16 protein-coding genes are annotated in these 20,371 nt (G+C 56.6%); 9 read left to right on the forward strand and 7 right to left on the reverse strand.

Going from position 1 to position 20,371, the window contains the following annotated elements; genetic code table 11:
• Positions 1-54: 54 nt before the first annotated feature.
• From ENH71_RS08675 to ENH71_RS08695, 5 genes are all read left to right on the forward strand, one after another.
• Positions 55-1,791, forward strand: a complete 1,737-nt coding sequence (locus ENH71_RS08675; protein ID WP_294134554.1) for a proline--tRNA ligase — start codon at positions 55-57, stop codon at positions 1,789-1,791.
• Positions 1,792-1,857: 66 nt separating this feature from the next.
• Entirely contained in the window at positions 1,858-3,198 is a 1,341-nt protein-coding gene (locus ENH71_RS08680) for a YihY/virulence factor BrkB family protein (RefSeq protein ID WP_294134553.1), read from the forward strand.
• Positions 3,191-3,544 carry an arsenate reductase (glutaredoxin) gene (gene arsC / locus ENH71_RS08685; protein ID WP_294134551.1) on the forward strand — a complete coding sequence of 118 codons (354 nt, stop codon included), beginning with the start codon at positions 3,191-3,193 and terminating at the stop codon, positions 3,542-3,544. Before ENH71_RS08680 ends, arsC begins: the two co-directional genes overlap by 8 nt.
• Positions 3,541-4,146, forward strand: coding sequence for an NAD(P)H:quinone oxidoreductase (wrbA, locus tag ENH71_RS08690; protein ID WP_294134548.1), 606 nt, complete (start codon positions 3,541-3,543; stop codon positions 4,144-4,146). The genes arsC and wrbA overlap by 4 nt, the downstream gene beginning before the upstream one ends.
• 13 nt (positions 4,147-4,159) lie before the next feature.
• Positions 4,160-4,573 (forward strand): DUF2069 domain-containing protein, encoded by a 414-nt coding sequence (locus ENH71_RS08695; RefSeq protein ID WP_294134545.1) that lies wholly within the window; start codon positions 4,160-4,162, stop codon positions 4,571-4,573.
• 11 nt (positions 4,574-4,584) lie between these two features.
• Here the strand turns inward: ENH71_RS08695 and hda are convergent, their stop codons facing one another.
• Positions 4,585-5,340, reverse strand: coding sequence for a DnaA regulatory inactivator Hda (hda, locus tag ENH71_RS08700; RefSeq protein WP_294134542.1), 756 nt, complete (start codon positions 5,338-5,340; stop codon positions 4,585-4,587).
• Complete coding sequence (locus ENH71_RS08705; protein ID WP_294134539.1) at positions 5,337-6,419, reverse strand: DUF2066 domain-containing protein; 1,083 nt, start codon at positions 6,417-6,419, stop codon at positions 5,337-5,339. Before ENH71_RS08705 ends, hda begins: the two co-directional genes overlap by 4 nt.
• Positions 6,420-6,530: 111 nt before the next feature.
• On the opposite strand from ENH71_RS08705, the gene purM reads away from it, so the two are divergent.
• The 3 genes from purM to ENH71_RS08720 all read left to right on the forward strand — a co-directional run bounded on the left by purM (position 6,531) and on the right by ENH71_RS08720 (position 9,204).
• Positions 6,531-7,613, forward strand: a complete 1,083-nt coding sequence (gene purM, locus ENH71_RS08710) for a phosphoribosylformylglycinamidine cyclo-ligase (protein WP_294134536.1) — start codon at positions 6,531-6,533, stop codon at positions 7,611-7,613.
• A 20-nt stretch (positions 7,614-7,633) separates the two neighbouring features.
• Positions 7,634-8,317 (forward strand): phosphoribosylglycinamide formyltransferase, encoded by a 684-nt coding sequence (gene purN / locus ENH71_RS08715; protein WP_294134531.1) that lies wholly within the window; start codon positions 7,634-7,636, stop codon positions 8,315-8,317.
• A 95-nt stretch (positions 8,318-8,412) separates the two neighbouring features.
• Complete coding sequence (locus tag ENH71_RS08720; protein ID WP_294134529.1) at positions 8,413-9,204, forward strand: DUF3108 domain-containing protein; 792 nt, start codon at positions 8,413-8,415, stop codon at positions 9,202-9,204.
• Positions 9,205-9,353: 149 nt separating this feature from the next.
• Here ENH71_RS08720 and ENH71_RS08725 read toward each other — a convergent pair whose 3' ends face one another.
• The 3 genes from ENH71_RS08725 to fliD all read right to left on the reverse strand — a co-directional run bounded on the left by ENH71_RS08725 (position 9,354) and on the right by fliD (position 14,315).
• Positions 9,354-10,835, reverse strand: coding sequence for a sigma-54 dependent transcriptional regulator (locus ENH71_RS08725; protein WP_294134526.1), 1,482 nt, complete (start codon positions 10,833-10,835; stop codon positions 9,354-9,356).
• A 170-nt stretch (positions 10,836-11,005) separates the two neighbouring features.
• Complete coding sequence (gene fliS, locus ENH71_RS08730) at positions 11,006-11,407, reverse strand: flagellar export chaperone FliS (protein ID WP_294134523.1); 402 nt, start codon at positions 11,405-11,407, stop codon at positions 11,006-11,008.
• 91 nt (positions 11,408-11,498) lie between these two features.
• Positions 11,499-14,315: a flagellar filament capping protein FliD gene (gene fliD / locus ENH71_RS08735; protein WP_294134521.1), complete on the reverse strand. Its 2,817-nt coding sequence runs from the start codon at positions 14,313-14,315 to the stop codon at positions 11,499-11,501.
• A 371-nt stretch (positions 14,316-14,686) separates the two neighbouring features.
• Here fliD and ENH71_RS08740 point away from each other — a divergent pair, with 371 nt between their 5' ends.
• Complete coding sequence (locus tag ENH71_RS08740) at positions 14,687-15,727, forward strand: hypothetical protein (protein WP_294134510.1); 1,041 nt, start codon at positions 14,687-14,689, stop codon at positions 15,725-15,727.
• Positions 15,728-15,831: 104 nt separating this feature from the next.
• On the opposite strand, the gene ENH71_RS08745 is transcribed toward ENH71_RS08740, so the two are convergent.
• Together ENH71_RS08745 and ENH71_RS08750 are read right to left on the reverse strand one after the other, a co-directional pair.
• Entirely contained in the window at positions 15,832-16,308 is a 477-nt protein-coding gene (locus ENH71_RS08745) for a flagellar protein FlaG (RefSeq protein WP_294134503.1), read from the reverse strand.
• Between the two features lie 211 nt (positions 16,309-16,519).
• Positions 16,520-20,107, reverse strand: coding sequence for a flagellin N-terminal helical domain-containing protein (locus ENH71_RS08750; protein WP_294134499.1), 3,588 nt, complete (start codon positions 20,105-20,107; stop codon positions 16,520-16,522).
• Positions 20,108-20,371 lie beyond the last annotated feature (264 nt).

Below are 20,371 nucleotides of genomic sequence, written 5' to 3' on the forward strand. Positions count from 1 at the left end.
CCCGCCAGCCTGCCGGGCCTTCTATCCCTACCCAGAACCCACAGCAGGACCTGCATGCGCACCAGTCAATACCTTATCGCTACACTCCGAGAAACCCCGGCTGATGCCGAAGTCATCAGTCATCAATTGATGTTGCGCGCCGGCCTGATTCGCAAGCTGGCCAGCGGCATGTACACCTGGTTACCGGCAGGTCTGCGGGTGCTGCAGAACGTCACTGCCATCGTGCGCGAGGAGATGAACAGATCCGGGGCCATGGAAGTTTCCATGCCGGTGGTGCAGTCGGCAGAGTTATGGCAGGAATCCGGGCGCTGGGATCAGATGGGCCCTGAACTGCTCAGATTTGTTGATCGTCACAACCGCGAGTTTTGTCTGGGGCCGACCCACGAGGAAGTCATCACCGATCTGATCCGCAACGAGTTCAACAGCTACAAACAGCTGCCCGCCAATTTTTATCAGATTCAGATGAAATTTCGCGACGAGCGCCGCCCCCGCTTCGGCATCATGCGCGCCCGTGAATTCCTGATGAAGGACGCCTACTCGTTTCATATCGACGAGGCTTCCCTGCAACAAACCTATGACATCATGTTCCGGACCTACTGCCGTATTTTTGAGCGGCTGGGCCTGGACTACCGGCCGGTGCTGGCCGACACCGGCAATATTGGTGGCAGCACGTCGCATGAATTCCACGTGCTGGCAGATTCGGGCGAAGACGATATCGTCTTCAGCTCTACCGGTGACTACGCGGCCAACATCGAACTGGCCGACGGCATCATCCCTGATCTGGCCACAGCCACAACAGCCGCCGGCAATGCCGCGGCCGTTAAAGTCGACACCGGTGAGGCACACACGATTGAGGCGGTAGCAGAAAAACTGCAGGTCGCGGCCTCAACACTGATCAAGACCCTGATCGTCAAGTCCGACGATGACAGCAATACACATGGCCTGGTCGCTCTGCTGATTCGTGGCGACCAGGAAGTCAACGCAGTCAAACTGGAAAAACTGGACGGTGTGGCCGCACCGGTGGAGTTTGCCAGCGACGAGCAGATCCAGGCCGCTGTCGGTTGCAAGCCCGGTTGCCTCGGTCCGTTGCACCTGCCCTTTCCGGCCATCGCTGATCGCAGTGTTGAGCACATGGCCGATTTTGTCTGCGGCGCCAACAACGATGGATTCCATTTGACCGGTGCCAACTGGGGCAAGGACTGTCATTTCGACGCCGTCGCCGATTTCCGCAAGGTCAGGGAAGGCGATCTGAGCCCGGACGGCAAAGGCACTCTGGCTATCAAGCGTGGCATTGAAGTCGGTCATATCTTCCAGCTGGGCACCAAGTACAGCAAAGCGATGAACGCGGCCGTGCTGGACGAGAACGGCAAATCTGTTCTCATGACCATGGGCTGTTATGGCATCGGCGTCAGCCGCATTGTGGCGGCAGCCATTGAACAGAATCATGACCACAATGGCATTATCTGGCCCGACGCTATCGCCCCCTTCCAGATTGCCATCGTTCCTCTGAACGCACACAAGTCGCAGATGGTGGTCGAAGTCAGTAACCAGCTATTGCAGACTCTGGAAGCGGCCGGTTACGACGTTCTGCTGGATGACAGGGACAAGAAAACCAGTCCGGGCGTCAAGTTTGCCGACATGGAACTGATGGGCATCCCTCACCGTCTGGTAGTATCCGAACGCGGACTGGAAAACAATCAGCTGGAATACAAGTCGCGCCGCGCAGACGAACCAGAAATGGTGGCACTTGACGCCATACTGGAGTTTCTGGACGAGCGACTGGCGGGCTGAATCAGCCGGCATGAAATCGGGGCCGAAACGCGTCGCCACTGTGCGGGGTAGCTCGACAGGAGTGATATGCAGCTAGGGTCATTGCAGGAACTGAGAGAAAAAACCAACAGCTTCCTCTGGAGCGGCCGGTCAGCGCAGAATCGCTGGCAACAGGCTGGCATCCGCGCGCTGCAAATTGGCTATGCAGTAATTCGGGATCTGGCGCAGGGCAATCTCAGCCTGCGCGCCATGAGCCTGGTGTACTACACTGTCATTGCGTTTGTACCGCTGCTCGCGCTGGCATTTGCTGTGCTCAAGGGCCTGGGGGTTCACAACGAACTCGAACCTGCCCTACTCGGATTGCTGCAACCTTTTATGGGCGAGTACAGTGTCGAGATAGCGCAGAATGTCGTCGGTTTTGTCGACAATGTACGAGTTGATGTGCTCAGCGTGGTCAGTCTCGGGGTCCTGCTGTACACGGTATTGACCATGATGCAGCGTATCGAGCTGTCCTTTAATTACATCTGGTCAGTCTCGCAGGCACGCAGTCTGGGCAGCCGTGTCAGCGAATACCTGTTTGCCATTATCGTCGCGCCACTGCTGATACTGGTGTCGGTCGGCATCGCATCCTACGTCAACACGGTACTCTTTGTCGGGTTGCTGGAAAGTCTGCCTACCGGCGGTATCATTCTGCAGTTCGTCGGACTGATAACACCCTTCCTGTTCATGTCACTGGCGTTTGCCCTGGCATTCATTTTTATTCCCAATACCCGTGTACGTTTTCGCTCAGCGTTTATCGGCGGTATTGTCACCACCATCGCCTGGAAACTGATGGGCTGGGTATTCCAGAATTTCATCACGCAGTATTCGGCAAATGCGGTTATCTATGCCGCGTTTTTCGCTGTTATCCTGCTGATGATAGTAATCTATCTGGGCTGGCTGATGCTGCTGATCGGTTCTTCAGTCGCGTTCTACCATCAACACCCGTCAAAGACCTACTCCGGCCGCGAGCCCCCGAAACTGAGCCTGCGGCTGAAAGAGGAGGTCGACCTCACCATCGCCTACCTTATTGTCAAACGCTTCCAGCAAGGCACCGGGCCCTGGTCAGCCGATGAGCTGCAGGCCTACACGCGACTGAGCCCGGCCATGATAGAATCCGCGCTGCAGATTTTGATGGCAATAGGCTTCATACGCGCCACCGATGAAGAGCCTCCCTGTTACCTGCCGGCTGCCACCGTCGACAACTACAGGTTGCATGAGCTCAGACACAAGGTGCGTGCTTACGCCAAGGATCAGCCCGTCAACCCGTCGTATTGCGCCGAACAAATGCAGATCCGCAAAATACTGGATGATGCCGACGAAAAATGGGTCGAAACCTGCGGAAACACCACACTAAAAGATATGGTAGCGAGTGACAAAAATGACTAATGTGGTTATCTATCACAACCCGCGCTGTTCCAAATCGCGGCAGACGCTGGCGCTGCTGCAGGAGCGCGGCATCGAACCGGAACAGGTACTTTATCTGGAGACACCGCCCGCTCCCGCCGAACTGCGGCGCCTGCTCAAGCGACTCAACATGCCGGCCCGGGACCTGCTGCGTAAAGGTGAGACCGAATACAAGGCACTGAATCTGATGGACAACGCCCTCAGTGAAACTCAGCTGATTGACGTCATGAGTGAACATCCGCGCCTTATTGAGCGGCCCATCGTCGTATGTGGCGACAAAGCCGTCATCGGCCGACCGCCGGAAAAAGTACTGGAGTTGATCCCGTGAGCACGCCACTGCCTTATGTTCTGGTCCTGTACTACAGCCGCCATGGCGCTACTGCCGAGATGGCGGCGTTGATTGCCCGCGGTGCGGAACAGGCCGGCGCCATCGAAGCCCGGTTGCGAACGGTGGCGCCGGTATCACCCGATCATACCGCCAGCATACCCGCAGTGCCCGATTCGGGCGCGGTCTATTGCAGCGAAGACGATCTGCGTCACTGTGCCGCGCTTGCCATGGGCAGCCCGACCCGCTTCGGCAATATGGCCGCACCCATGAAATATTTTCTCGACAATACCGGTGCACTTTGGGCCAGCGGCGCACTCGTTAACAAACCTGCCGCGCTGTTTACCTCAAGCTCCAGCCTGCATGGCGGGCAGGAATCAACCCTGTTGAGCATGAGCCTGCCCCTGCTTCACCATGGCATGCTGATCTGTGGACTGCCGTATAGTGAAGCGGCGCTGATGCGCACACAAACCGGCGGCACCCCCTATGGCGCCAGCCACATGGCTGGCAAAGACAGTGACCTGCCGCTTAGCGACGACGAGAAAGCACTCTGTCTGGCGCTGGGCAAACGCCTGGGGTTCCTGGCGCTTAAACTCGATTCATGAAAGAGCCTGCACTATGACCAAGATTTGGCAACCCGACAACGACACCTCAACCACAGCAGTACCTGCCATCGTCAGCCATTCGCGCAAGGCGGTGCTGGCTTTTTATTTCGGTATACTGGGGCTGTTTACTGCCGATGCGATATTAACGCTGTTCCGGGGTGCGCCCATCGGCGTCGCGGTGTTCCTGTGGCTGTTCCGCTTGCTGCCCCTGCTGATTTTTCTGCCCGGCCTGCGTCGTAACACACTGCGCACCTATGCCTGGCTCAGCTTTGTGGTGTTGATGTATTTCACCCATGCTGTGGTAACCGCATTTGTGCCCGGCGAACTGTTTTACGGGCTGATCTACAGCATTTTATGTGTGGGCCTGTTTTGTGCGTTGCTGCTGTACATCCGGATGGCCAAGAAACATCTGGGCATGAACCTCTAGCACTGCCGACATCACCAGTTCATCAATGCCTTGAGCAACGGGATCGTCACTTTGCGCTGAGTTTCCAGCGAGTGCCGGTCCAGCTCATGTAACACTGCTATCAGAGCGCTCATGCTGCGTTCGCAACGCCGAACCAGGTACCCGGCAACCTCCTCACTCAACTCGAATCCGAGATGTGCCGCGCGCATCTGCAGAGCTGCCATCTTGTGCTCGTCATCAAGCGGGTGTAACTGGAACACGGCCGCCGATTGCAGTCGCGAGTGCAGATCTTTTAACGCGAACCGGGTATATTGCGGGCTGCTGTGGGCAGCGACGAGTAATGGTGTCTGCCTGGCGGCCATGCGGTTATAGAGATGAAACAAAGCTTCTTCCCATTCCGGGATACCTGCTACCTCATCGATATCATCGAGGCATAACACAGCCACTTGCTCCAACCCCAGCAACACCTCCGGCGTCAGTTCGCGCCAGGCGGAAAGACTTAAATAGAAAACTGTCTTACCGCCCGCGTCCAGCTCATGACAGGCCGCCTGCAGCAAATGCGAGCAGCCAACACCGGTGCTACCCCAAAGCCAGACAAACTCCTTCAGCAAGGTGCCACTGGCCGTGTCACTGTCGCGTTGCGCCCACTGCTCTACGCACTGTTGCAAATGCGCAACAAGCGCCAGATTGGCGGTGCCATCGACAGCACAATAAAAATTGCCAAAGGTCGCCTCATCATCCAGGCTGAGACGCAATGCCAGTTGTTTCGGAGATTCTGCCAGGTTCACTGCCGCGTCCAGCGATAGTGCAACAGATCTGAATTCACTGCGCCCACGGCAAAATTCACTGGCTGCAGGTCACGCCCCAGACTGATGAACTCGGTCAAGTGATGTCGGGTTCCGCCCAGCTCCACCGTCAGTTCGATGGTATCGGCGCGCAACGCAGACACGTTTACGTCCCGCACCACTGACAGCGACTCCAGATATCGCATCAATGCGGTATGACTGGCAAGATCAGAGATACCGTCGATGCGCAGCCGGACTTCGTCCTCCTGCTCGAACTCACTGAGCACCAGACCAAAATGCTCGGCCAGGCGCGTGGTGACTTCATCCAGCGGATAATCCATGTAGGTCTCCACGCTATTGTCTACATGGTCAAAAACATGCACCTGATCACGAAAGATAAACTGCCATAACCCCACGACTTCATTATTCGGTGTAATCAACAGCCGACCGGCCAGCACACTGTCAGCGCCGTAGCGCTCCCCGGCCTCACGCAGCGCCTCGGTGTCCAGCTGCCAGCCCTGGCTGACGGACACCAGCCGCCGGTCGGTCAGGTCCAGCAATGGAATCAATACCGGCACCCCGCGCTCGGTGGCAAAGGCACGGGCTTGCGTCAATAATGCATCTTCAGAACTGGAGCCCAGCATGGTGCGGCGACCATCGTCACTCTGGACGGTCACCCAGAGCAGGACACTGGCCCGATTGCGGTCCCACACCGGAATTTCGGCGCGGTCCAGCAGCTCATCAATCAGGCTTTGATCAAAACGCACATCAATGCGCCGCTCCAGCATCACTGTCCGGTAACTGACCTCGGCAACATAGGATGATGCCCGCTGTGCTGCGGCACTGACGCTGGGGTGTTCAAGCCAGCGGCGCTCGCCGGTCACCTTGACAATCACCCGCTCGAACGCTTCACGATAGGCCTGCTCGCGGGCAGTCTCGCTCTGGTTTTGCACAACGATCTCCTGACTGTACAGACCGTCTATGGGTAATGCGCGCACGCCGGCACTTGCCGCCAGAGTGAGCAACAGCAGTAGCCACGAATGCCGGGCCAGTCTGGGTAACGCTGAAAGTAGTGTTGTCATGCGCATCATCATAACCGATCACCTGTCTGTTTTACATATTCGCCTGACGAAGCAGCCGGCAACTGCTAAAATACGCCCAATCATTTTTTTACCCAGGGATGCCTCATTTCCATGACAACTAAAGCGACTTCTTCTGAGAGTGATCAGACTGCAAAAACCAGCCTCAGCTACAAGGATGCCGGTGTGGACATTGATGCCGGTGATGCCCTGGTGGAAAAGATCAAATCAGTGACCCAGTCCACCCGGCGTCCGGAAGTTTTGTCCGGCCTGGGCGGATTCGGTGCGTTGTGCGAGATCCCCGAGGGTTATCGCAAGCCGGTGCTGGTATCAGCCACCGACGGTGTCGGCACCAAACTGAAACTGGCGATTGATATGGGCAAGCACGATACTATCGGTATCGACCTGGTGGCCATGTGTGTCAATGATCTCATCGTGTGTGGCGCCGAACCGCTGTTTTTTCTGGACTATTACGCTACCGGCGGGCTCAACGTGGATATCGCGACTGAAGTGGTCAGCGGCATCGGCGAGGGTTGCCGGCAGGCCGGCTGTTCCCTGATCGGTGGCGAGACCGCGGAAATGCCCGGCATGTATCAGAAAGGCGATTACGATCTGGCCGGATTTGCAGTGGGCGTGGTCGAGAAAGCGGACATCATCGACAATAGCCAGGTGCAGGTCGGCGATTGCCTGATTGGTCTGGCCTCATCAGGTCCACACTCCAACGGCTACTCGCTGATTCGCAAAGTGCTGGAGGTTTCCAACGCCAAGCTGGATGACCCCTTCGGTGACAGCACCATGGGCGATGTGCTGCTGGCTCCGACAGAAATTTACGTCAAGGCGCTGCAGATCCTGCAGGCCGACGTTCCGGTTCACGCCATGGCACACATCACCGGTGGCGGCATTCTGGAAAACCTGCCGCGGGTCATGCCGGACTATACCGAGGCTAATATAGACACTGACGCCTGGCTGCGCCCGGCCATTTTCGACTGGCTGCAGATGAGCGGCAACATTGCCAATCGCGAAATGCTGCGCACCTTCAACTGCGGCATTGGCATGGTCGTGTGTGTTGCTGCCGACAAAGCTGAACAGGCTATCGAAATTCTGCAACAGCAGACCCGTGGCGCGGTGTTGCTGGGCCATATCGGCAAAAGTGAACAGCAGAAACCAGCGGTGAAACTGACCGGTAGTTATGTGTGAGCCCAGCGTCCTCAGAACCAATGCATTCAACACCAGCACACACGGATCTAGCGCTCAAGAATAAAACCCGTCCCTGTCAGGTGGCAGTGCTGATCTCGGGCAATGGCAGCAATCTGCAGGCCATCATTGATTACAGCAGCATCGGCGGTTACCAGCTTTGCGCTGTCATCAGCAATCGCGCCGACGCCTTTGGTCTGCAACGGGCAACGCGGGCCGGTATTGCCACTCGCCTGCTGGACCACAAGGCTTTCACCTCGCGCGAAGCTTTTGATGCCCAATTGATGCAGGAAATAGACGCGTTCCGGCCGGACCTGGTGGTGCTGGCGGGTTTCATGCGCATCCTTAGCAGCGGCTTTGTCCAGCACTACGCCGGCCGCCTGCTCAACATCCACCCCTCGCTGTTACCAGACTACAAAGGCATCAATACCCATCAGCGAGTGCTCGATGCCGGTGAACCACAGCATGGTGTCAGTGTGCACTTTGTCACCCCCGAACTGGATGGCGGACCGGTAATCCGCCAGGCCGTGATAAACGTCACCGCCGATGATACCCGGGACTCACTGGCGCAGCGTGTTGCTATCGAAGAACACAAAATATACCCTGAAGTGATCGAGTGGTTCGCCAGCGGACGCCTGACCATGGATAAAAACGGCGTCCTGCTGGACCAGCAACACTTGCCTTCCTGCGGCATCCGGACACGATGACCTGAACGCTCACTGTTTGGCTGTCGTTCAGCTTGCCGGGCGTACAGTGGCAAGTCAGACGACAACACCACACACGTAACACAGAGGGCAAACTCATGACGCAGCTTCGCAACACGATTCGCTCGCTGGCCATGGTGGCGCTTACTGTCACCGCCCTGACGCCTGCCGCGCCGCTCTATGGCAACGCTGACGAAGAAGCGGCCGCGCTGATTGCACCGACGCCCTACGAGGCGCGTTATGAAGCCCGCGCCCGCGGCCTTAGCACCGACGCCTACCGTAATCTGGTGCAGACCGACACCAATGTTTATCAGCTTGGTCACGGCCTGTCACTGCGGGTGCTGGGCGCCAACCTGATCACGGTGACGGAAACCAGCCATTTTTACTGGATTGACAGCGGCGCTGTACCTGTCTCTTACAGCTATGAACAGAGTGGTCTGCGCAGGCGCCAGGAACAAATCAGTTTCGATTGGGAACAACAGCGTGCCAGCGTTGTACGCAATGACCGGGAAACCGACACCGCCATCTACCCGGGCCTGCTCGATAACCTCAGCTTTACCGCACAGATGAGCTCGCAACTGAATGCCAACGCCGATTTGCTCGACGTTGGCACTACGCTTGAATATCAGATCCTTGATGGTACCGAGCCGGAAACCCAAGTGTACCGGGTGGCTGCCCGCGAAACAGTAGAGACCCTCGCCGGAGCACTGGATACGGTGCTGGTTGAACGCGTCCGTGAACCTGACAGTGATCGCAGCACCCGTATCTGGCTGGCCATAGACCATGAATTTGTGCTGGCCAAACTGGAGCAGGTCGAAGATGGCGACACCACCGAATTGTTGCTCTCAGCCATGACCATGGGTGATGTCAGCCTCAGCCAGAGTGAGTAAAGCCTTTAGCGGGTGAAGAGTCTTTAGCGGGTGAAAAGCCCTTAGCAGGTGAAGAGCCTTTAGCGGGTCAAGAGCCTTTAGCGGGTCAAGAGCCTTTAGCGGGTGAAAAGCCTTTAGCGGGTTAAAAACCCTTAGCGGCTAAAACGCCTTCAGCGCTGCATATCGTATTTACGCATTTTTTCCACCAGCGTCGTGCGCCGGATATTAAGCCGGTCTGCGGCCCGCGCGACCACCCCGCCGCTGTCATCCAGCGCCTGTTCGATCAGACTGCGCTCAAGATTGCCCAGATACTCCTTCAGATCCAGACCATTGAGCGGCAACAGGTTACCGTTGCCCTGCTGGTTCGGTATTGCGGCCGGATCACCGGCCAGCGCGTCTTCGGCGCTGTTGAGCGCTACCGACGCCGGCCCGGCATCGATCGTCTCTGCCGCCTCTTCAATAACCTGCGGCAAATCGATACCTTCTGGCTGATACTGACGTGGCAGATCATGCACGCCGACGACACCGTGAGGATGCATGATGGCCATGCGCTCCACCAGATTGGCCAGCTCCCGGACATTGCCCGGCCAGCTGTATTGGCCCAGCGCCCGGATCGCCGCCGAATTGAAGCGGACCGAGCCGCGTTTGCTGTTTTCCAGCCGGGAAATCAGCTCATTAAGCAGGAATGGAATGTCCGATGCGCGCTCACGCAGCGACGGCATTTCAATCGGAAATACATTGATGCGGTAATACAGATCCTGGCGGAAGGTGCCCGCATCAATCATGCCTTCCAGATTGCGATGTGTGGCCGCCAGAATGCGCACATCGGTCTGCAGCGTTTTGGTGCCGCCTACGCGTTCGTAGGATTGTTCCTGAATCACACGCAACAGTTTGACCTGCATTGGCAGCGGCATGTCGCCTATTTCGTCGAGAAACAGGGTGCCGCCCTGCGCCAGTTCAAAACGACCGACACGGGTAGAAATTGCTCCGGTAAATGCGCCTTTTTCGTGACCAAAGAGCTCACTCTCCAGAAGATCAGGGGGAATCGCACCACAATTAATAGGGACAAATGGCTTGCTGGCGCGAGTGGAATTGGCATGCAGGTTACGCGCGACCACCTCTTTGCCGGTGCCGGATTCGCCGGTGATGAGCACAGTGACCTCGGTGTCCGCCACCTGCGACATAAAATGACGGATGCGCTGCACGGAGGTACTGTTACCCACCAGGCTGCGGAACATATTGTAATCGCGCACACTGCCCACATCGCGCAGGCGCGCGTAGTGTTCGCCGTATACCTGGGCTTTGTGCATGGCATCAAGCATGGGCTGATAACTCAGCGGCAACGGGATGGTGGCAACAATGCGGGCAGAAATCCTGTCGGGAAAGTCGGGCAGCTCCTGATCACCCAGAATTACCAGTGGTACGCCGTCATGCCAGTCCGTCAGTTCTTCCAGCAGCGACATCATCAGTGACGGTTTGTAGTGTCCGACCAGGATCAGCTTGAGTTTGTCGGGATTGACACCCTGAGCAGTAGCCTCATCGCGCCAATGCCCACGCGCAACGGTCAGTGAGCTTTCGCCCAGAAACGTGAGCACGATGCTTAAGTCGTGCCCCTGCTTCTTGCTGTCTTCTATCACTAGTATCTGTGTCATGCCCTGTACCGGCACGGCGTTGCAGCACGTGTGTGCCCTGCATCATCCGCCTGCCCTTGATGCGGCTCGCTGATCGATTATTTCGATTCCATTATCGTCATTCGCAAAATCAATTAGACACTGCCCGAGCCAACAGAGTCAAACGTTCACCGCCAATTATTTGACTGATATCACGAGGCTGCCTGGGACGCCGGATCAATCTCGTCCCAGCCGGTCTTTACCGTGCGCATCAATTCCGTCACCTCCTGCACCAGCGCCGGGTCATTGCTGACATTGGCCTCAAACAGGCGGCGCTGCATGTAATCATACAAACGCTCCAGGTTGTCGACCAGGTCCGGCGCCCTGTCACGCTCCAGACTGCCTTGCAGACCGGCGATAATCCCGGTTGCCTTGCCCAGCAATACCCCCTTGGTTTCGACTTCGCCGCGCTCCATGGCGGATTTGGCCTGTACCAACCGGTCCAGCGCGCCACTCATTAACATCTGGATCAATCGATGCGGACTGGCCTGATCGATGCCACTTTCATTGTTGATGCGTTTGTACTGCGCGGCGGCCTGGGTCATTGAATACATGGTGTTCTCCTGGATTGAATTGAACGCGACACTGTCGGCGTGACAGGCAGCAAGGTTGTGTTGGCACTCTTTCAGTCTTTGTCAGTCAGTCTTAATCTGTTTTCGGCCTGACCAATGCCTCCAGCATATCGAGCTGGGAGGTCAGAAAGTCTGCCGTGGTGTTGAACCGGGAAATAATCAGGTCATTGGCGGTAAATGACGACTGCAGTCGTCGCTCCGAGCGCTCCATGCGCGCCTCCAGCTCGACCCGGCGCTCGGCGATCTTCTCCAGCTCGCCGTTCAGCGAGTCCTGCCGGCCACTGAGCACGCCACCAGGCGCCAGAAAGGAATCAAGCAGTCTGTTCATCCGGTCAGCGGCACCCCGGGTGTAGTCCACCGTGCCCCGGTCACCCACCTCACCGCCATCAATACGCAGGCGCAAACCGGATGACGGGTCGGGTTCACCGCTGGCGTCACGCCCCGACTCGCCACGGGCGCCACGGCCAATGTTAAAGCCCAGCAGGTCGCCGGCATTGCCCTGGAGTTGGGCGATCCTGACGCTGGATGAGGCGCCGGTGGAATTGGAAATAATGCCGAATGCGCCCGAAGGCACGTCGTAATCCACGGTAACGCCGACACCGGCCGCTATCATGGCCGGGTTGTTATTGATCGCGGTCTGCATGGCGGCGGCGACGGTTGCAGGGCTGCTGTCACCCAGGGTACCCAGGGAGATGGCACCTGACAGGACACCGTCAACTTCCACCCGGAAACTGTCGCCCGAGGTACTGGCGGACAGATCACCGTGCGCGGCATTCAGATAGAATCCGGGGCGTGCCGCTATGGCGCCGCTGGACGCTGTCAGGAACTGCCCATTGCCTTGTGCCTCAATGCCGTTGATTGTGCCCGCCACATCAACGCCACGAATTGACGTGTCCTGTGCTCCGCTGCCCAGAAAAAGCCCCAACTTGCTGGCGGCGGCAAAATTCACTTCGGTAAACCGGATGTCATCTCCGGCATTGGACGTGGAGAAGATCAGCCGAGCCTGCGCGTTGTCCGCGTTGTACTCATAATTCACGTTGACCGTGATACCTTCGCCAGCCAGCGCGTCATTGATCTGCGTCGCCAGCGCCGCTGTCAGTTCGTCAGGTGTGGTATAGGTCACCGGCGCACCGGCGTCACCGGGCAAGGCCAGCGCACCGGTGCTGATGCCGTTGATGGACAGCTGGAATGTTGTGTCCTCGTCTATCACCAGAGGGTCAGTGAACGCATCAGTGCTCAGCCCACCGGTGCTGGCAAGCGCGTTCAGCTGATTGCCCTGGAACGGTCCGCGATTGTCCAGCACCAGCCCGAGCGTGGCCGAGGCTTCGGCGGAGATAGCACTGAAGCGGATCACCGACTCGTCGCCGTATCGGTTGGAACTCATATCGAATCGCGATTCGCTGGCGTTGTACACAACCGTCATGCTGTCTTCGGCATCTATGACATCGGCATTGCTGTTGATCTGTGCCTGCAGTTCGGTGGCTAGGTCTTCGGCGGTGGCATAGGTGGCTTCGGTCAGGCTGATATCCACCTCATTGCCGTTAAATATGATGGTGAAATTCTTATTATCGGCATCGATGACGATATTGCCCGAGTCCAGTGCGGCAACGCTGATGCCTTCATACCGTCCCACTTCGGCCATGCGGGTGACTTCCAGTGCATAGCTGCCCGGCTGGGTATTACGCCCGGCACTCAGAAAGCTGACCTGCGTGTCGGAGGCGACACCGGTGGCAGCAAATAACCCGGTTACCGCCTGCGGATCGGTGGCAAACGCTGCTTCAAACTCGCTGCGATCAAAGGTCAGCTGGTAGTTGTTAAACTGATCCGAAGTAATACCGACTTCCGCCAGCGAACTGAATGTGGCGCCCGACGTCACCTGACGCAGTGTGCTGTTGATTTCCGTCATGATTCTGCGCAGGGCGGTATCACCGGTCAACAGACTGCCCTGTCCAGAGCTTCCGGAGTCCGGATCGAACGCCGACAATTGATCACTGATGCCTTTCAGCCCGTTGTAGGTATCAACAAAATCCTGCACCTTGTCCATCAGCTCGCTGGGGTCTTTTGTAATACCCAGACTGACCGGACCCGTGGTCGTCGACTTGAGGTTCAGGGTAACGCCCGGAATTACACCGGCCACGAGGTTGTCGCTACGACTGATGGAGAGACCGTTAACTGTGAACAACGCATCCTGCGCTGCCTGGGTCTGGCTGGCAGTCTGTGAACCGGCATTGAAGTTGAATGCAGCCATCCCGGCCGTTCCGCTGGCAGTCAGCTCGATACTTTGATCTGCGCCCGCCTCGGCGCTGGTAAACAGCAGGCGGAAACCACTGCCATCGTCAACGATGGTGGCCTCGATGCCAATATCCGCGCTATTAACGGCATCACGAATGCCGGCAAGAGTGTTGTTGCTTGCATTGATGACCAGGGTGCGTTCCGCGACATCATCATTGACGGTGAAGCCCTGATACACGCCACCACCGTCAACATCAGTGCTGCCAAAGCGGAAGCTCAGTGAGCCCGTGCCTATCGCCTCATTGACTGATTCATAGGATTGCGTAGCAATGGTTTGCTGCTGGGCAAGCTGCTGAACCTGAACAGAATAAGTACCCTCACTGGCAGTACTGCCAGCCGTGGCGGTGAGCGCAGACTCGTTACTGGAATTGACCTGACTGGCATTGAAGGCTGAGGTGCTGTTGAGCGCGCGCATAGCCGACTGCAGTTCATCAACAACACTGCTGATCTCGCCAAACGCAGTCAGTTTGGCTTCTGCCAGCTCCTGCTCAACATCCAGACGCTGCTCAATCGGGGCACGCTCTGCTTCCAGCAGCGATTCCAGCAGCTCGCTGGTCAGCAAGCCGGACCCTATGCCCAGTGATTGTATGGTAGCCATGCCTGTCTCCGTCCCGCTTCCGGTCGTTTTTGCTTCTACGCCAACGCACCGTGGTATTGCATTCAGCTTTGCAAAAAATACGCCAGCTATTCAACGCCTGCTCTGCATTGCACACAGCGCAACGCGATACCACTGCCGACTCTGTCTGTATCGGCTATACCAGGCAATTCTTGACCGTGATCAGGCTACAAAAAGTGGCTGGCATGCCCACCGGTTGCCGCTCTGCCGAGGCAAGAACGGCAATGATTTGCCGGTCTGAGTCTCCGGGAAACCGGTAAAACGCATCACACTGGTAATTAAACTGTCGCAAACGATTGAGACCGACACTAACCTTGGCTAGAATCAGGAACGAACAATAAGGAGAATAAGCTATGTTCAATAGACAATCGCTCGCCAGCCACGTGGCGTTGCTGGGAACCGGCATACTGGCGACGGGTTTACTCTCCGTCACTGTCATCGCGCAACAACAGAACGACGACGCTTATACTGTGCCCCGTACTTCATACGGTGCGCCTGACCTGCAGGGTGTCTGGCGAAATGCCACGGTGACTCCGCTGACGCGTCCGCGCGAACTGGGCGAACAACAGGCCTACAGTCGTGAAGAGGCCTTTCAGCTGGAGCGTGCAGCCCAGATGGCGGTGGAGCAGGACAACGAACCACTGGATCCGAACAGACCACCACCGCCGGCTCAGGACCTGCCTCCGGTCGGCAACTACGACCTGTTCTGGACCGACCGCGGCATGTTCATGCCTACCATTGATGGCGAATTCCGCACCTCCATCATCATCGATCCGCCGGACGGACAAATGCCCGGCTACACGGATGAATTTCTTGCGCAGCGAGCCCGGCAGCGGGAAACCGGCCCCGATCCTTTTGACGGCCCCGAAGGCCGCGGTGTTGGTGAACGCTGCCTGCTCTCCTTTGGCTCCAACTCCGGGCCACCCATGTTGCCGGTGATGTACAACAGCCATTATCAGATCGTGCAATCACCCGGCTATGTGGTGATCGTGGCAGAGATGGTTCATGACGCCCGTATCATCAAGATTCAGGACCGGCATGACGCTACCGCCGACGTCATGAACAAATGGATGGGCGACTCCATTGGCCGCTGGGAAGGTGACACGCTGGTGGTGGAGACCCGACACTTCAACCCCTGGCAAAGCTTCCGCGGCGCCTCGGAGAACCTGACCGTGACCGAACGCTTCCGCAAGGAATCCGACAGCAAGATCATTTACTCCTTCACAGTGAATGATCCGACGGTGTTCGAGTCCACGTTTACCGGTGAGCTGGCGCTGACTGCGTATGACGACCCGCTTTACGAGTATGCCTGTCACGAAGGCAACTACGCTCTGGCGGGTACCCTGGCCGGCGCGCGCCGGGCTGAGGCGGAAGCAGCAGAACAGCAAAACTGATATCAGCCGGCGCTGCTGGCTGAGCCAAAAAAAAGGCGGCCCAGATTATCGGGGTCGCCTTTTTTGTGCCTCAGATTACCTGATGGCTTGCATGCCCGGGGCAGCTAAACCTGCGTCTTGAACAATGAAATGGGTTCTTCGGTGTCAATCTGTTTGGCAAGTTCCAGCGCTTCTTTGCTGTCAAACTGCCGCAATATTTTGCGCGACTCGCGATCGACGACGGTCACTGACGGTTCCTGGCTCAGCGGATCAATATCAAACACAATATCCCGCTTCACAGTCTGTACATAACGATTGAGTTTGGTGACGGCCTGCTCAAGAATTTCTTCGGCCGAGGCATCTGCATGATCAGACTGAACAGCAGTCGTATTTTTGCCGTTGCCATGCGTTTCGGACTCCCTGTTGGTGGCCGTTTGCCTGCCGGATTCCTGTCTACCTGAGCCCTGTTTACCTGAGCCCTTGTCGTCCGGTGTATTGTCAGTATGCTCCGCTCCTACCTCATTCTCGACGGCCTGGACAGAATTGACCTTCTCCCTGGCAACGACCGCAGGCTGGAATCGGGTGATACTGATTTCACTCACAGCGCGCCTCCCACACAAGCATCCTTAACTGATAATCCGGACGGGTGTCCGGACTACATTTTGAATCGCCAGCGACCTGGAGAAGCCTCTGAATAAGACTGTGAGCTCACGCAGAGTAGACACAGTCTTATTCAGAGGCTCCCGGAAAGCGGAAATCCGCCGGGCGTCTACCATCTTATCGGTAGGCGCCCGGCGGACTTTAGCTTTTGTTTTACTGCAGCAGTGAAAGAACCTGCTGACCAGAGGCGTTAGCCTGTGACAGGATGGAAATACCAGCCTGTTGCAGTACCTGGAATCGTGCCAGGTTAGCCGCTTCGGCCGCGAAGTCCGCATCACGGATTCGCGAGTTGGCAGCAGACAGGTTCTCAGAGTTGATCGCCAGGTTGGAGATCGTCGCTTCAAACCGGTTCTGCACCGCACCGAGGTCAGCTCGGGCACTGTTCACAGAGTTCAAGGCATTGTCGATCGCTGACAGAGCTTCATTTGCTCCCTTTTGAGTGGAGATATCCACTTCATTCAGGAACTGACCGGACACTGCGCCACCAAAGTCGCCCTTCTGGAAACCCAGCGCGGCCAGATCGTCATTGCCGTTTGTGCCACCTGACAATTCGATAGTACCTGCACCACTCAGGGTTACCGTAGAGTAAGTTGTTGATGCCACCGCGTCTGCAGCAGCCTTATCAACAGCACCAGAGCCGAAGTCTGACTCGCCCACGCCACCAAGACCAAAGTTTGCAGCAGTGGCGCCGCCGTTGGTGTTCATCGCCAATGATACGTTACGGCCATCAGCAGCAGTCAATGTAACACTGGTACCGTTATCTTCAGCAATGACACCCGTCTGACCAGATACCGAGTTAATCTGGTTTACAGCAGATGCCCGGTTAGAGTCAGCATCAGCCTGAACCGTCATGTTGACGTCAACGCCGTTGATATACAATGTTGCCGTATCACCAGCCACACCAGCTGTTGCCGCCGATGCTCCGGACGTAGATGTCGCATTGACCGTTGCCGTTACACCAGTAGAGTCAGTGGAGCGGTTGATGGCTGCTGCGATAGAGATACCAGACGCTTCTTTACTGCTTGACGCAGCACCCGCGTAGGAGGACGTATCATCTGTTGCCTTGGCTGCACCGATGTTGATGCTGTTGATAACCATGTCGCCTGCTGCCAGATTGGCAAAACCAGCCGCGCCGGCATCAGCACCTGAATCAGACGTTGCGACCAGGCCCAATTCGGCAGCCGCGTTACCACCCAGATTGGCAATCTGGACTGAACTGCTGTCACCCGTTGTGTTAGAGGTAATCACCAGTTCGCCATCATCGTTGATAGACGCAGTCGCGCCGGTCAGCTGACCGTTAATTTCGTTCAACAGATCAGTTTCACTGGCAACGTTGTTGTCAACGTTAACGCTCTGTACAGTGCCGCCATTAACGTAGACATCAAAGGTAGCGTTGTCAGGATCGACCGCCACCACGCCGGTGTCAGTTGAACCTTCACCCAGACCCAACGCCGTAGCAGCATTTACAGCACCGCCGGCATCGTTAAAGGTAATGGTATCACCACCATTCGCGTCTTCGGTAAACACCAGCTCATTGTCGACGTTTAATGAAGCGGTGAAGCCTGAGCCGGAAATGGCTGAGTTGATATCGGTCAGCAGCTGCGTATTACCGCTGCCAGCGCCACCGCCAATATCAGCATCTGTGTAACTGGTGTTCAGCGTTACTGTATCTGTGCCACCATCAGTCGATGTAATGGTAAACGAAATGTCGTTAGCAGCAGAGCCTGTATCTGTAGCACCACTCTGCAGGCCCAGAATCGCACCACCCGCCAAACTGCCTTGCAGGTTGCTGACGGTAGTAAGGCTGGTAGCGCCAGTTGTTGCAGACGTGATCACCAGGTTGTTATCGCCATCCAGTGACGCCGTAGCAGCCTGTGAGCCAAAGTCAGTCAGAATCTGTCCATTGATGGCAGACAGCAAATCGGCACTGCTGGTGACGTTAGAAGTCAGGTCGATGGTTTGAGTACCCAGACCATCAATCTCCAGATCAAATGAGCCGGTTGCGGTGTCAGCGACGCCCACAGCAGTATCATTGGCACTGGTAAAACCAAAAACTGTGTCGGCGTCCGTGGCAGCGAAACCAGCAGTGAAGATCGCTGTTTGATCCGACGCTGTATCCTGAGTCAGAACCAGCTGGTTACTACCATTCAGCGACGCAGTGAAACCGGAACCAGAGAGCTGAGTGTTGATATCGCCTAGCAGCGCAGTATTACCATCACCCAATGTTCCACCATTAGCGGTATCCGTGTAGTCAGTGTTGATAAGAACATCGTAGTTGTCGCCATCAACCACGCTCAAGGTAAACGCGACAGTATTAGTGTTGAAGTCCGTACCAGTGGCACTCAGGGCCGCAGTGCCAGTCAGCACAGCCTGCGTGCCGTTGGCAGTAAAGTTGTTGCTGATAGATGACAGATCAACGCCAGTTGAGGCGGTAACAGCGGCGGCCGATGCAGCCGAGAAATCAGTACCGGTTGCACTCAACTGGACACCACCGTTCAATGTCGCCAGCTCTGCCTGTATGCCTGCACTGTAGTCGAATGCCACGTTGGCAGCCGTGGTGCCTCCAACCGCACCTGCTTCAGCAGCTGTACCAGGACCCGCAGTTCGCGCAGTCGAGCTGACATTTGCTACACCAGCGGTGTAGGTGCCTGAGGCCAGACCAGCAGCCGCTGTATTGCTGCCATCGATGGCGATGCTGTTAGTGCCGCTGTCGGCAACCAGGGTAACGCCGCCGGTGTAGGTGCCGGACGCTGCCAGACCTGTTGACGCCGCAGTCAATGTACCGCTGGTGCTCAGGTCAAGTTCAATGTTACGACCGTCTTCCGCAACCAGGCTGACACCCAAGGCATCGTCACCGGTATCAATCGCTGTGACGCCCGTGAGAGACGATTGTGCGTTAATCGCAGTGACCACAGCGGAACGTGAAGAGTCTGCATCACCCGTGGTTTCAATACTGATAACAGTGTTGTTGATAGTGATGGTGCCGGCTTGCGCAGAGGCGGTCATTTCACTACCAGAAGCAACGTTTTCATCAACCAGAGCGGTCACGCCCGAGTCAGCCGATACGCGGTTGATAGCTGCTGCTTTAGAGATAGCACTGGCGCTTGCCAGATCGGTAGAGGATGAGTCGTCAGAAGCGCGCGAAGCGCCAACGCTGACACCGTTGATGGTCAGGTCGCCGCCGCTCAAAGCACTGCTGGTAGCAGTAGCGCTGACGCCAGACTTGGCGGATACACCCAACGTATCAGAGGTCAGCTTGCCGATGGACACGCCGATAGTCTCGCCGGCATTGGCGCCAACCTGGAAGGATGTGCTCAGTGAGCCGTCCAGCAGGTTTACACCGTTGAAGTTAGCACCTTCAGAAACACGTGAAACCTCTTCGATCAGCAGCTGTGCTTCTGCGTTCAGTGCTTCACGGTCAGCCGAGCTGTTGGTACCGTTAGAAGCCTGCAGAGCCAGTTCGCGGATACGCTGCAATGATTCGGTCATGGAACCGAGTGAACCTTCCGCAGTTTGTGCCAGAGACACACCATCACCTGCGTTACGGATCGCTACGTTCAGACCTTTGATTTGTGATTCGAAACGCGTGGAGATCGCCAAACCGGCCGCATCGTCCTTCGCGCTATTGATTCGCAGACCTGAAGACAGTCTTTCCAGAGCCTGGTTAGTACCGGCCTGTGAACTGTTCAGATTACGCTGCGCGTTCAGTGAAGCAATGTTGGTATTTATGACTTGAGCCATGCTTAGTTACTCCTGAGTTTACGTATTAAACCGAGCCGCATCCGGAGAGTCTTAAGTGTGCTCAACCTTATGCGTTATCACGTTTAACGACACAGAAAATCAAAGCTTTAGGCGCAGGAGGGATTTTTTTCGCAGCTCGGCAGAAATTAATTTTCTTTAGAACTTTTTTTCGAAGCGATTAGAACTTTATTGCCGAAGTGGTTATAGTGCATTGCACTTGATACTATCCTGATCAGCCGCTACTACTATATGCTCACCAATCAC

Origin of the sequence: Pseudohongiella sp. (assembly GCF_011050365.1) — a bacterium.
In the GTDB taxonomy this organism is placed as follows: domain Bacteria; phylum Pseudomonadota; class Gammaproteobacteria; order Pseudomonadales; family Pseudohongiellaceae; genus Pseudohongiella.